Origin of the sequence: Williamsia sp. 1135 (genome assembly GCF_002095395.1) — a bacterium.
Lineage (GTDB): Bacteria > Actinomycetota > Actinomycetes > Mycobacteriales > Mycobacteriaceae > Williamsia.
On the sequence record NZ_MJEI01000101.1, the window covers coordinates 1 to 13360 of the forward strand.

General features: G+C 63.9%; 12 protein-coding genes. 6 read left to right on the forward strand and 6 right to left on the reverse strand.

Features of this window, described 5'->3' with window-relative positions:
* From BFL43_RS19610 to BFL43_RS19635, 6 genes are all read left to right on the forward strand, one after another.
* The coding region (locus BFL43_RS19610; protein WP_084890195.1) for a DDE-type integrase/transposase/recombinase at positions 1–788 on the forward strand (788 nt) is incomplete at its 5' end.
* A gap of 115 nt (positions 789–903) precedes the next feature.
* Positions 904–2208, forward strand: coding sequence for a helix-turn-helix domain-containing protein (locus tag BFL43_RS19615; RefSeq protein ID WP_084894166.1), 1305 nt, complete (start codon positions 904–906; stop codon positions 2206–2208).
* A 157-nt stretch (positions 2209–2365) separates the two neighbouring features.
* On the forward strand, positions 2366–3274 hold the full coding sequence (locus BFL43_RS19620; RefSeq protein ID WP_084894167.1) for an ACP S-malonyltransferase: 909 nt from the start codon (positions 2366–2368) through the stop codon (positions 3272–3274).
* 139 nt (positions 3275–3413) lie between these two features.
* Positions 3414–3722: a meromycolate extension acyl carrier protein AcpM gene (acpM, locus tag BFL43_RS19625; protein ID WP_084894168.1), complete on the forward strand. Its 309-nt coding sequence runs from the start codon at positions 3414–3416 to the stop codon at positions 3720–3722.
* A gap of 3 nt (positions 3723–3725) precedes the next feature.
* Complete coding sequence (locus tag BFL43_RS19630; protein WP_084894169.1) at positions 3726–4994, forward strand: KasA/KasB family beta-ketoacyl-ACP synthase; 1269 nt, start codon at positions 3726–3728, stop codon at positions 4992–4994.
* Positions 4995–5053: 59 nt separating this feature from the next.
* On the forward strand, positions 5054–6505 hold the full coding sequence (locus BFL43_RS19635) for a carboxyl transferase domain-containing protein (RefSeq protein ID WP_084894170.1): 1452 nt from the start codon (positions 5054–5056) through the stop codon (positions 6503–6505).
* Between the two features lie 193 nt (positions 6506–6698).
* Here BFL43_RS19635 and BFL43_RS19640 read toward each other — a convergent pair whose 3' ends face one another.
* From BFL43_RS19640 to BFL43_RS19665, 6 genes are all read right to left on the reverse strand, one after another.
* The gene (locus BFL43_RS19640) at positions 6699–7217 is read right to left on the reverse strand and encodes a DUF3145 domain-containing protein (RefSeq protein WP_084894171.1); all 519 of its coding nucleotides are present in this window, start codon (positions 7215–7217) and stop codon (positions 6699–6701) included.
* 124 nt (positions 7218–7341) lie between these two features.
* A complete protein-coding gene (locus BFL43_RS19645) occupies positions 7342–8148 on the reverse strand; it encodes a serine hydrolase domain-containing protein (protein ID WP_084894172.1) in 807 nt (268 codons plus the stop codon).
* 130 nt (positions 8149–8278) lie between these two features.
* Positions 8279–9409, reverse strand: a complete 1131-nt coding sequence (locus BFL43_RS19650; RefSeq protein WP_084894173.1) for an NDMA-dependent alcohol dehydrogenase — start codon at positions 9407–9409, stop codon at positions 8279–8281.
* A 182-nt stretch (positions 9410–9591) separates the two neighbouring features.
* Positions 9592–10575: an oxygenase MpaB family protein gene (locus BFL43_RS19655; RefSeq protein WP_084894174.1), complete on the reverse strand. Its 984-nt coding sequence runs from the start codon at positions 10573–10575 to the stop codon at positions 9592–9594.
* A gap of 172 nt (positions 10576–10747) precedes the next feature.
* Positions 10748–12352 carry a fatty-acid--CoA ligase FadD5 gene (fadD5, locus tag BFL43_RS19660; RefSeq protein ID WP_084894175.1) on the reverse strand — a complete coding sequence of 535 codons (1605 nt, stop codon included), beginning with the start codon at positions 12350–12352 and terminating at the stop codon, positions 10748–10750.
* A 56-nt stretch (positions 12353–12408) separates the two neighbouring features.
* The gene (locus BFL43_RS19665) at positions 12409–13224 is read right to left on the reverse strand and encodes an enoyl-CoA hydratase-related protein (RefSeq protein ID WP_084894176.1); all 816 of its coding nucleotides are present in this window, start codon (positions 13222–13224) and stop codon (positions 12409–12411) included.
* Between the last annotated feature and the right edge of the window lie 136 nt (positions 13225–13360).

Consider the following 13360-nt stretch of genomic DNA (forward strand, 5'->3'; position numbering starts at 1 on the left):
ATTGGCGTGGACTCGACAATCAGGAGATCGGTTGTTCACCGCGCACGGTCTACCGAATCGCCGAACGCCACGGACTTGTCGGCGACCGCCGCCGCGGCCATCACAGCAGCCCAGGTACCAACACGCGCTCCAGACCGGTCATTCATGCCACCGGACCAGGTCAGCTGTGGTCGTGGGACATCACCGACCTGCACGGCCCGACCAACGACGACCGCTACAAGCTCTACCTCGCGATCGATGTGTTCTCTCGCTACCCGGTGTGCTGGCGCATCGAATACACCGAGAACAAACCCGACGCGATTGACATGTTCACCACCGCTATCACCGAGCACGGTCCGCCGACGGTGCTGCACTCCGACAACGGGGCGGTCATGCGTTCGCACAAGCTGATCACGGCCCTCAAAAAACGAGGGGTGATCAACTCACGTTCGCCGCCCCGGGTCAGCAACGACAACCCGTTCTCCGAATCGTTGTTCAAGACCATCAAATACGACCTGTCCTGCCCTGAGAAGTTCGACAGCATCGAGCACGCCCGCGCCTGGACCGCACAGTTCCTGCACAACTACGCCACCGAGCACCGCCACAGCGGGCTCAACCACTACACCCCCGAGCAAGTGCACACCGGCACCGCAGACGATGTCGCCGACCAACGACACCAACACCGCCTCGACAACTACAACAAGCACCCCGAAAGGTTCAGGAAGCCACCACAACGACAAGCACCACCCACAATCGCCGGCATCAACATCAAACCGGCCAAACCACGAAAAGAACCAGCCCTGTCTTAGACAGGTTGACAACTACCGTATTTCGGCCGGACCTGGAGAAAACGGGTGGGTGTCTGCGTCACCGAGCACCGACGATGTCCCCCCCACCAGGTCAGCTCTGGCATAGATTGAAACGATGACTGAGTCACGCGGGGCAGAGTCGTCCGCGGGCGACCTCTTCGGGCCACGTGGTGCGCACGTACCGGCACCGGCCAACGTTCATGACGCGCTACCGGATACGTTGCTGCGCCGCGTCAAGCAGTACAGCGGGCGCCTCGCAACGGAGGCCGTGCATTCGATGGAGGAGCAACTCCCCTATTTCTCCGACCTCGAAGCCGGTCAGCGCGCGAGTGTCCAGTTGGTGGTGCAGACGGCCGTCGTCAACTTCGTCGAGTGGTTGCAGGACCCCGAGGGCAACGTCAAGTTCACGGTTCAGGCGTTCCAGGTCGTCCCCCAGGATCTGGCTCGCCGGATCAGTCTGTTGCAGACGGTGGAGATGGTCCGCGTGGCCATGGAGTTCTTCGAGAAGTGGCTCCCACTGCTCGCCCGCAACGACGCCCAGCTGCGCGCACTGACCGAGGCGGTGTTGCGCTACGGCCGCGAGATCGGCTTCGCGGCCGCCTCGATCTACGCCTCGGCCGCGGAGTCCCGCGGCGCGTGGGACTCGCGACTCGAAGCCCTGGTTGTCGACGCGGTGGTCCGCGGCGACACCGGCCCTACTCTGTTGTCCCGTGCCGCGGCCCTGAACTGGGACGCCGAGGTGACAGCGACCGTGCTCGTCGGTATGCCGCCGCCCGAGCGCAACGTGTCGGTCCCGTTGGCGGTACACAACACCGCCCGCCAGCACGATCGCGCGGCGCTCTCGGTGGTGCAGGGCAGTCTGCTCGTGGCGATCGTCAGCGGGCCGGTCTCCCTGGACGAGCCGTTCATCATCGATCTGCTCAACCTCTTCGCCGACGGACCCGTCGTCATCGGACCGACGACACCGAACCTCGGCATGGCGCATACGAGTGCGATCGATGCGATGGCCGGTGTCGAAGCTGTCGCCGGCTGGCCCAGTGCGCCGCGCCCGGTGCATTCCTGGGAACTGCTCCCCGAACGCGCGCTTCTCGGCGATCAGGCAGCCATGGCGACACTCAACGACGTTTTGATCAAGCCGCTCGAAAAGGGCGGCGACACGCTGACCACGACACTCGACGCCTACCTCGATTCCGGAGGGTCGGTGGAGTCGTGCGCTCGCGAGCTCTTCGTTCACCCCAATACTGTTAGATATCGACTAAAGCGGATTTCGGACATCACGGGCCGCGACCCCATGAACCCGCGAGATGCCTACGTACTGAGAATCGCGACGACGGTAGGAAGACTGACACGAGTTAGACACGACATGCGCACAGTTTTCACAACAGTCACTCGCGCAACAGGCTCCGACGGCGATAGGTGACGGTTGTGCATCAATTCACATTGGGGTAACGGATATCGGTGCGGTGACGATGCAGCCACACTGTCGTGCAATTTTGTGGGAACCCTACAAAGGCGTCGCCTGAGGTTTAACGCGTCCAACACCCTCACCGACGCCCAATAGGGTGTTCTCTTGTCAGGTGCTCTCCTTGCTTGCGCCCGGACAGGGCTCCCAGACCGTCGGCATGCTCATCCCTTGGCTTGAGCTACCCGGCGCACGCGACCAGGTTGCGACCTGGTCGAAACTGACCAAGCTCGATATCGAACGACTCGGTACGACGGCGACGGCGGAAGAGATCACCGACACTGCCGTCACCCAGCCGCTGGTTGTCGTCTCCGCGTTGCTGGCCTACGACGAGCTGGCCAAGCGTTCGCCGCTACCCGCAGACACGCTCGTCGCGGGTCATTCGGTGGGTGAACTCGCAGCAGCCGCGATCGCCGGTGTGTTGACCGCCGATGAAGCGGTATCGCTGGCCGCAGTCCGCGGGGCGGAGATGGCGAAGGCGTGCGCACTCGAGCCCACCACGATGGCCGCCGTCCTCGGTGGAGACGAGGCAGCGGTGCTGGCCCGACTGGCCGAACTCGACCTCGTGCCGGCCAACCGGAATGCCGCGGGGCAGATCGTGGCCGCCGGCTCCGTCGAGGCCATCGACGAGTTGATCGCCAACCCACCCGAGAAGGCCCGGATCCGCAAGCTCGCGGTCGCGGGCGCCTTCCACACCGATTACATGGCGCCGGCGCAAGACGCCGTGGCCGAGGCCGCATCCGGCATCACCCCTCAGCAGCCCGGCAAGACACTGCTGTCGAACTCCGATGGTCGGCCGGTCACCTCGGGCCGCGACGCGCTCGACAAGCTCGTCGCCCAGGTCACCAGCCCGGTGCGCTGGGACCTCTGCTCGCAGACGATGCGAGAGAGCTCCACCGCAGGACTGATCGAACTGCCGCCGGCCGGTACCCTCACCGGTATTGCCAAGCGCGAACTCAAGGGAACCCCCACCCGCGCGCTGAAGACCCCCGACGATCTCGAGGGCATCACCGAACTTGGATAGCGACAACGACGCGCCCGCGTCGATGTCCCCGGAAAGGTGCGAAGGCCGCGTCACGATCTGGTCCGCACCCGTCCAAAGCGACGCGCAAGCGTCGCGATTCCGGAAACACCCGAAACATGAACAAGAAGGGAGCCACATAGTGGCCGCCGCCCAGGAAGAAATCGTTGCCGGACTCGCTGAGATCATCGAGGAGGTCACCGGCATTGAACCCTCTGAGGTGACTGTGGAGAAGTCGTTCGTCGACGACCTGGACATCGACTCCCTGTCGATGGTCGAGATCGCCGTGCAGACCGAGGACAAGTACGGCGTGAAGATCCCCGACGAGGATCTTGCCGGACTGCGCACCGTCGGTGACGCCGTGTCCTACATCCAGAAGCTCGAAGCCGAGAACTCCGAGGCCGCTGACGCCATTCGCGCCAAGCTGGACGCCGACAAGACCGGTGAGTGACCAATAGTGACTGACTCTCTTCGCGAGTACTCCACCCTCGGCGGGAATTTCCCGAACGTGGTCGTGACCTCCATGGTTGCGACGACTTCAGTCGGCGAAGACCTCGATTCCACGTGGAAAGGTCTGCTCGCCGGAGAGAGTGGCATCAAGACGCTCACCGATGACTGGGTCGAGGAGTTCGATCTCCCGGTCCGGTTCGGTGGGCGGCTGGTCAACGATCCGACCAACGAGGTCACCCGGGTGCAAGCCCGGCGGATGGCCTACGTGGAGCGGGTCGCGTACGTCATGGGCAAGCGCTTGTGGTCCCAGGCCGGTGAACCCGAGGTCGACAAGGAGCGCCTCGGTGTCGTCATCGGCACCGGGTTAGGGGGCGGCGACGCCCTCATCGAGGCCTACAACTCGATGCACAACACCGGCAACTACCGCAAGGTGTCGCCGCTGGCAGTACCGATGGCGATGCCGAATGGTCCCGCTGCCGTTGTGGGTCTCGAGATCGGTGCCAAGGCCGGTGTGATCACCCCTGTCTCGGCGTGTTCGTCGGGGTCGGAAGCGATCGCACACGCCTGGCGGCAGATCGTCATGGGTGACGCCGACATGGTCGTCACCGGTGGCGTCGAGGGTCACATCGACTCGGTGCCCATCGCGAGCTTCGCGATGATGCGTGCGATGAGCACCCGGAACGAAGATCCAACCGCGGCCTCACGTCCGTTCGACAAGGACCGCGATGGATTCGTCATGGGTGAGGCCGCCGCGCTCATGGTCATCGAGCGCGAGGATCACGCCCGAGCTCGCGGGGCGCACATCCACGCGCGTCTGCTCGGCGGAGGGATCACCTCCGACGGTTACCACCTGGTCGCACCGGATCCCGAGGGCACCGGCGCGGCGCGCGCGATGACTCGGGCCATTCAGACCGCAGGTCTGGGCAAATCCGACATCACGCACGTGAACGCGCACGCCACCGCGACCTCGGTCGGCGACACCGCCGAGGCCTTGGCCATCAACATCGCGGTGGGCAATCGCGCCGCGGTGTACGCACCGAAGTCTGCCCTCGGGCATTCGATCGGCGCGGTGGGCGCACTGGAATCGGTCCTGACGATCAAGTCCATCGAAGAAGGGGTCATCCCTCCGACGCTGAACCTCGAAAATCAGGATCCGGAATGTGACCTCGACGTGGTTCACGGTGAACCGCGTTACGGCCAGATCGACTACGCCATCAACAACTCGTTCGGATTCGGTGGGCACAACGTTGCGCTCGCCTTTGGGCGCTACTGATCCCGTCGCCCCTGAACTCGTTCAGCAGGGCGCTTGCAGATCTACCTTTAGGAGATTCCATGACCACCATGGCCCCGATCACCAAACACGAAGAGTCCATCGATCCCCGGGACCCCTTGCTGAGGTTGACCAACTTCTTCGACGAAGCGTCGATGTCGTTGCTCCACCCCCGAGACAAGTCCGGGGTCCAGGCCGCTGTCGGTCGCGTCAACGGTGTTCGCACCGTCGCCTACTGCACCGATGGCACCGTGATGGGCGGGGCCATGGGGATCGTGGGCTGTAAGCACATCGTCAACGCCATCGACACCGCAATCGCCGAGCAGGCACCGGTTGTCGGTATCTGGCACTCCGGCGGTGCCCGACTCGCGGAGGGCGTCGAGGCGCTCCACGCGGTCGGTGAGGTGTTCGAGGCCATGGTGCGTGCCTCCGGTTACATCCCCCAGATCTCCGTCGTCGTCGGCTTCGCAGCCGGCGGCGCCGCCTACGGACCGGCCCTGACCGACATCGTGATCATGGCTCCGGCCGGTCGCGTTTTCGTCACCGGTCCCGACGTGGTCAAGAGCGTCACCGGCGAGGTCGTCGACATGGAGTCGCTCGGCGGGCCGCTCACCCACGGCAAGAAGTCCGGCGTCTCGCACATCACCGCCGACTCCGAGCCCGACGCCTACTGGCGGGCCCGGCGTCTGATCGGAACATTCGGTCAGCAGGGACATTTCAGCAGGCAGAAGGCCGAGGCCGGCGACACCGACCTGCGCGCCCTGATGCCGGAATCGAACCGCCGCGCCTACGACGTGCACCCCATCGTGCGGGCCCTGCTCGACACCGACATCGCCGCCGACGGTGAAACCGAGATCTCGAGTTTTGAAGAGCTGCAAGCAAAATGGGCTCCGAACATCACGATCGGTTTCGGCCGGTTGTCCGGTCGCAGCGTCGGCGTCATCGCCAACAACCCGCTGCGCATGGGCGGCTGCCTGAACTCCGAGAGCGCCGAGAAGGCCGCTCGTTTCGTGCGGCTGTGCGACGCGTTCGGCATCCCGCTCATCGTCATGACCGACGTACCGGGCTACCTGCCCGGTGTCGGACAGGAATGGGATGGCGTGGTCCGCCGCGGCGCGAAACTCCTGCACGCCTTCGCCGAGTGCTCGGTCCCCCGCGTCACCCTGGTCACCCGCAAGATCTACGGCGGTGCGTACATCGCGATGAACTCGCGTGCACTCGGCGCCACCGCAGTGTTCGCATGGCCGGGTTCTGAAGTCGCCGTCATGGGCGCCAAGGCTGCTGTCGGCATCCTGCACAAGAAGGCACTCGCCGCTGCACCCGACGATGAGCGCGAGGCACTGCACGAACGCCTCGCCGTCGAGCACGAAGCCATCGCCGGCGGCGTGGGCCGTGCACAGTCCATCGGAGTCGTCGACGAGATCATCGATCCCGCGAAGACCCGCAGCATCGTCGCCGAAGCCCTCGCATCGGCACCCGCAAGGCGTGGCCGGCACAAGAACATACCGCTATAACTGTTCGCTTCGTCGTGGGCCTTATTGCGCGTTCTTCGCTCGTCACGTGAGCGCTGCGCGCTCGCGTTCCTCACTGCACGCGCGGCCCACCCCTGCGCTCACGGGGCGCTGCGCGCCGCCTCACGCACTGGCGTAGCAATACGAAACCGGCCCGGACTCATTGAGTCCGGGCCGGTTTGTTTGTCTTATGAAATCAGCCGACGCGCTGATGCAACCAGGTGACCTCGGCGCCATCGCCGCCCATGCGGAAGTCCTCCAGCGCTTCATCCCACGCGGTACCCAGCGCGGCGTCGAGCGCTCCCGCCAGTTCTGCGCCGTTGGAGTGCGCTTCCATCAAGGCGCGCAACTGCATTTCGGCGATGATCACGTCTCCGTTGGCGCTCATGGATCCGCGCCACAGCCCTAGTCCGGGTACGAAGCAAAACCGCTCACCGTCGACGCCTTCGCTGGCGTTCTCGGTCACCTCGAAACGCAGAGTCGCCCACTCGCGCAATGCATTCGCCAGGCGGGCACCTGTACCCACAGGGCCGACCCAGTCGACCGTGGCACGCTGCAACCCCGGCCCTGCATCCTGCGCAGACCATTTCAGGTTCGCGCGAGCATCTAGGGTCGACGAAAGAGCCCACTCCACATGTGGGCACAACGCGACAGGTGCGGAGTGTATGAACACCACACCTGCTGTCACGTCCGCAAACTGATTAAGGTTGCGCACTTTCCACCTCCGGTTTCGACGAGGAACGTCTTCCCCAACGGCCTGGCGAAACCAACGGCAGATATCACACTCTTGTTGTTTATTGTGCCTTAAGTGACCCGTGTTGCGCTAGTGGGCGATGATTTCAATGTGACAACGCCTCGACCACCGAGTTGTTGAAGTCGCTCCACAGTGGATTCGCCCACGAGCCGAAGGCCCGATCTGTGAGCACCACACACGCCACGTTCAGTGCGGGATCCACCCACAGGAACGTGCCGGACTGACCGAAGTGCCCGAACGTCTGTGGGCTGTTCTGCGACCCCGTCCAGTGCGGGCTCTTGTGGGCCCGCAATTCGTAGCCGAGTCCCCAGTCGCAGGGGCGATGCTTTCCGTACCCGGGTACGAAGCCGTCGAGTCCGGGGAATTGCAACGACGTCGCCTCGGACAGCAACTCCCGGGACACGAGTTCCGGAGACAACAGCTCCCGTGCGAATACGCTCAGATCGGCCACCGAGGACTCCGCACCGTGCCCGGCCGCGCCCTGGAGCGACGTCGCGGTCATTCCGAGCGGCTCGCAGATGGCCTGCGTCAGATACTCATCGAAGCCGATATCGGTCTCCATGGCGATGAGGTCGGCCAGCACCTCGAATCCGGCACTCGAATAGATCCGCTGCTCCCCCACACCGGCTGCCACGTCGAGTCCCTCGAAGGGCAGGCCCGATGCATGGGCCAGGAGGTGTCGCACAGTTGCACCCGGAGGACCGGCCGGCTGATCGAGTTCGATCGCGCCCTCCTCGACAGCGACGAGCGCGGCGTGGGCCGTGAGCAGCTTGGTGACCGAGGCAAGCGGAAAGACCCGTTGCCCATCGCCGAATTCCTCCGCCACATCTGTGTCGGAGACAATCGCCGCGGACACGTTGTCGACCGGCCAATTCCCTAGTTCTGTCAGCACCGGTTCATCGCATCACGGGCGGCACCGAGGGAGCAAACACAGCTTCCACGACCAAGCACAGACAGCAAAGCCGGCGAGCACCCAATTGCTCGCCGGCTCCGCCTGGACGCCGATAGGTCAGACGAACGGCTCAGTGATCTTCGTCGGTGAAACGAATGACACCCCGGATGTTCTTGCCGTCCAACATGTCCTGGTACCCCTCGTTGATCTGATCGAGGCGGTACTGCCGGGTGACCATGTCATCGAGGTTGAGCTTGCCCATCTTGTACAGCGACAGCAGCTGCGGGATGTCGAGCTTGGGGCTCGCGCCGCCGAAGATCGTTCCCTGCAGGTTCTTCTGCAGCAGCGTCAGCATCGCCAGATTGAGCGTGACGTCGGATTCCATCATGCTGCCCATACCGGTGAGCACGCAGGTTCCAGCCTTGGCCGTGATCCCCATCCACAGATCGACGTCTTTGCCGTGAACCTCGCCGACGGTGACGATCACCTTCTTGGCCATCTGCCCCGCGGTGACCTCCGCGATGGTCATAGCCGCCTCTTCGACACTGGCAAACGCATGCGTCGCACCGAACTTCAGCGCCTGCTCGCGTTTCCACTCGATCGGGTCGATGGCGAAGATGTAACGGGCACCCGAGATGACGGTGCCCTGGAGCGCGGAGATCCCGACGCCGCCGATTCCGACGATCGCCACGTCTTCGCCCGGCTGCACCTTCGCGCTGTGGGTCGCCGAACCGAAGCCGGTCGGCACACCGCAGCCGACCAGGCACGCGACCTCGAAGGGAATTGACGGATCGATCTTCACGACCGACGTCTCGTGCACCACCATGTACGGGGCGAAGGTGCCGAGCAGCGTCATCGGATAGACGTTCTCGCCGGCGGCGGTATGGACACGGAAAGTGTGGTCCGACACCGCTTCACCCTGCAAGAGCATCGCACCCATATCGCACAGGTTGCTCAGACCGGATCGACACGATGGGCATTTGCCACACGACGGGATGAACGAGAGCACGACGTGGTCGCCGACCTCGAAGTCGGTGACACCCTCACCGAGTTCCTCGACGATGCCGGCGCCTTCATGGCCGCCGAGCACCGGGAAGCCGGCCATCGGAATACCACCGGTCATCAGGTGGTGGTCCGAGTGGCACATACCGGCGGCTTCCATCCGGATCTTGACCTCGCCCTTGCGCGGGTCGCCGATCTCGATCTCCTCGACCGCCCACTTCTCGTTGAAATTCCGGAGCAAAGCGCCTTTTGTCTTCATCGAAACCCTCCACTCGCGGCACGTGAGTCACGCACCGACAACCTGCGTCGCCGGCGAAAGCTCACCGGGATTTTGAGTTCGCAGTGACATCGGTCACCGCTCTCCAGAATTGTAACGTGTTTCAGTTTTAACTCCAACGGTCGGACCCGGTCAATACGCGAGCGGGGCCCACCCACCGTCAGTCAGACCGGGCAACCGCCCCGCTCGTGCGGCGGCGCGGCGAAGGTGCCGAGGGAGACGCTCCGATGCATGCGCACCAATTTCTCGTACTGGAGCCGGTTATAGGCCAACGGCGCCAACAACATCCAGTCCGGGAGTATCCGCCAGATCGCCTGCAGGGTCGCCACGTACAGGGCGAACTCGGCGTCGTGCCGTCGTTTGAGCCGGTATCCCGTCATCGCTTGAACCCGAGGGTTCATGGCTTTCGACGAACAGACCTGGACGACATGTCCGGCCACCGGTCGCACCATCCACCACAGCGGGGTCAGCGCCGTACGCGCACCAGGAGGAAGTAGCAGTGTGGGCAATGGCAGCCGGTTCAGGCCCGCGAACTGTTCGACGAGGAACGGTGTCGACGCCAACCGGGTCTCGACCATGTTGTCGTAGTACTCCTCGGCGTCAGCGAGGGTGTCGGGGAGCTTCCCGGCCCGGCTCTCCAGCTCGAGGTCCGCGAAGCTCTCCCGCACCATCTGGTACGCCGCTTCCTGTTCGCTGCGCCGCCACTCGGTGCCCGTGCAGAAGGTGAATGTGTTCAGCGCAAGCATCATTCCGCTGACCGCGATCCACTTCCAGTTGTCCGGATCGAGCGCGCTGTAGCGGACGTCGCTGTAGTCACCAGTACCGCGGCCTCGGACGTCGCGATGCCGCATCTTGAGCCATCGCGCTTCTTCTGCTCGATCGGCTGCATCACCCCAGACCGCCAACAACGCCGAGAATCCGCTGCGCACGGCCCGGTCCGCGAAGTTCTCCGCAAAGCGCCCGGTGCGGTCGACGGCAGCGGCGACGGGCGGCAGCGCCACTTGATCGAACGCGGCGCCGCCGAAGATTCCGGCGAGCACACTTCCCGTGTGTTTCCGGAACTCGGCGATGACCTCGGGACGGACATCGGTCGTCTGCCGGCTACTCCCGCGCGGGTGTCCGGCCCGCGATGCGGCCTGCGTGACCATGTTCACCTCTCGATCGACCGATAGTGACAGGACCTGATCCTATCGACCTACCGACCACCTTGGAACAGATTCGCGGTTTGGTTCCAAACCGAACGCCAGAAACAAGTCGGGCCCGCTCTCCTGGCAGAGAGCGGGCCCGAATCGTGTCGGTTCAAGTCAATCCCTGGAAGACCTAGTGCCGCAGGCCGGCGTCCTTGCCGCCGTACTCCTTGCGCAGTGACGGCTTGACGACCTTGCCGGACGCGTTACGAGGCAACTCGTCGATGACGATCAATTCCTTGGGTTGTTTGAACCGCGCGAGATGGTCGTTCAAGAACTCGATCAGCTCCTCGAACGCCAGCTCCTCACCCGGGTTCAGAACGACGATGGCCACCGGCACCTCACCCCAGCGGTCGTCTGCCTTGCCGACCACCGCGGCTTCCAGGATCTTCGGATGCGCAAAGAGTGCGTTCTCGACTTCGGCGCAGTAGATGTTCTCACCGCCGGAGATGATCATGTCCTTCTTGCGGTCGACGACGTAGACGAAACCTTCGTCGTCCATCCGCACCAGATCGCCGGAGTGGAACCAGCCACCGGCGAAGGCATCAGCAGTGCCCTGCGGGTTCTGCCAGTAGCCCTCCATCATGTTCGGTCCGCGATAGACGATCTCGCCGATCTCACCCGGTTTCACGTCGTTCATCTCGACGTCGACCACTCGGGCCTGTACCGACGGGATCACCTGACCGACCGAGCCCAGCTTCCGCAGTGCGTCTTTGCCTTCGAGGACGCAGGTGATCGGTGACATCTCGGTTTGTCCGAAGACGGCGACGTTGATCGCGTCGGGGAACGTCTCGGCCATGGCGTGCAGCACGGTGTCGGAGGCCGGCGCGGCGCCCCAGGAGATGACCCGGAGTTTCACGTTGCGCGGCTTGGCCTTTTGCACCGCGCACACCACCTGCCACTGCGCGGGCACGAGGAAGATCGACGTGATCCCTTCGGCCTCCAGCACATCCAGCAACGCTTCGGGGTCGAATGCGCCGAGCGGATGGATGACGGTCGGGACCCCGAGATAGAAAAGCGGCGCCATGGCGCCCATGGCCGCGATGTGGAACATCGGTGCCACGCACGAGCCGACGTCGTCGTTTCGAATTTGCAACGCAGTGATACAGGTGACGGCCTGAGCCTGCATATTGGTGTGAGAAAGCATGGAACCCTTGGGATTTCCAGTGGTTCCCGACGTGTACATGATCATCGCGATCGAGTTCTCGGGCACGTCGATTGGCGGAAGGTCGGTGGCGTCCTCGGCGAGGAGGGTGTCGTAGTCCAACGCATCTTCGACATCGGACGCGCCGACGATGACGAGGTTCTCAACTCCCTCGGTGCTCTTCCGGACCGCATCCGCCAACGGCGCCAGCAGAGATTCGGTCACGATGACCTTCGCGCCGCTGTCCTTGACGAGAAAGCCGACCTCGGGCGGCATCATCCTGATGTTGACCGGGACCGCGATGGCACCGATCAGGTTGGCGCCGAAGATCACCTCGACGTATTCGCTGCGATTGAGCATCAGGACCAGCACCCGATCTCCGAAACGCACTCCCCGGCGGTACAACGCGGCGGCGAACGCGGTGGATCGATCGTTGAGCTGCGACCACGAGGTCTCGTTCCCCATGAATCGCAACGCGGTGGCGTCCGGCTTCATCGTCGCGTGCCGGCGGATGTGGGTGTTCCAGTTGTTCCGTCGTGACCGGAACGGCTCTTCGAGGAGAGGATCGGACTGGGTCAGCGTGGTACTCGTCATGTTGCGCTTCCTTGTTGTTGACCACCCGCGTATCAACGCCGGTGATGAGTCGAATGCTACTGAGTGGCGGGTGTCGGTTTTGCCGTTTTACCGCGAGCGAATGCCGCGATCAGAGCAGCGAATTCAGGCGACTGCAACAACTCGATCTGGCCTTCTCTCTCGAGTTCCAGCGCGAGGTCGAAGCCTGCCAACGTCTGCGCGTCGACGGCCTTCTTGGTGATTTTGAGAGCCCGGGGCGAGGACCCGAGCAACTTGCCGACAACGTCATCGACCCTGGCGTCCAGCGCATCTGCGTCGACGACGGCGGTCACCAGACCGTCGGCGTACGCCTGCGTCGCGGGCAGCCGTTCGCCGAGCAACGCCAATTCGTTCGCGCGGGCACGGCCGACCGCAGCCGCGACAGTTGCCGTGGCTGCTCCATCCGGCATCAGCCCGATGTTGACGAAGGCAAGTAGGAAGTACGCATCCGCAGCGGCGTAGATCAGATCGGATGCAAATGCGATCGATGCCCCGATCCCCACCGCGGGGCCGCCGACGGCCGCGATAACGGGCACTTCGATCGCCCGGATCGCTCGGACGACCCGGGACCCGGTGTCGATGGTCCTGCTCGCTCGATCCTCGGCCTCGGCCGTCGATTGCGGTGCGGGTGCGGTCGCCATGTCGACGATGTCGGCGCCGGTGCAGAAATCCCGGCCTCCGCCGCCGATCACCACCACGCGGATGGCGTCGTTGCCCGCCCATTCACCGAGCAACTCGATGAATGCGTTACTGGTCGCCGTGTCCATCGCGTTCTTACGGTGCGGGCGGTCGATCAGCACTCGGGCGACGCCCCTGTCGTCAACCGACGCGATGAGACCGTTCAGCGCTTGCATGTATGCCACCCTCGGCTCAGATCTGGCTATTGCGACACAGATCACGTGAATGCACATTAACTTGTCAGATTCGGACGTATGGCGTCAAGTGCTCACCGAACGCTCACTCGGCGGACCGCGCCGGCATTTCGGACCA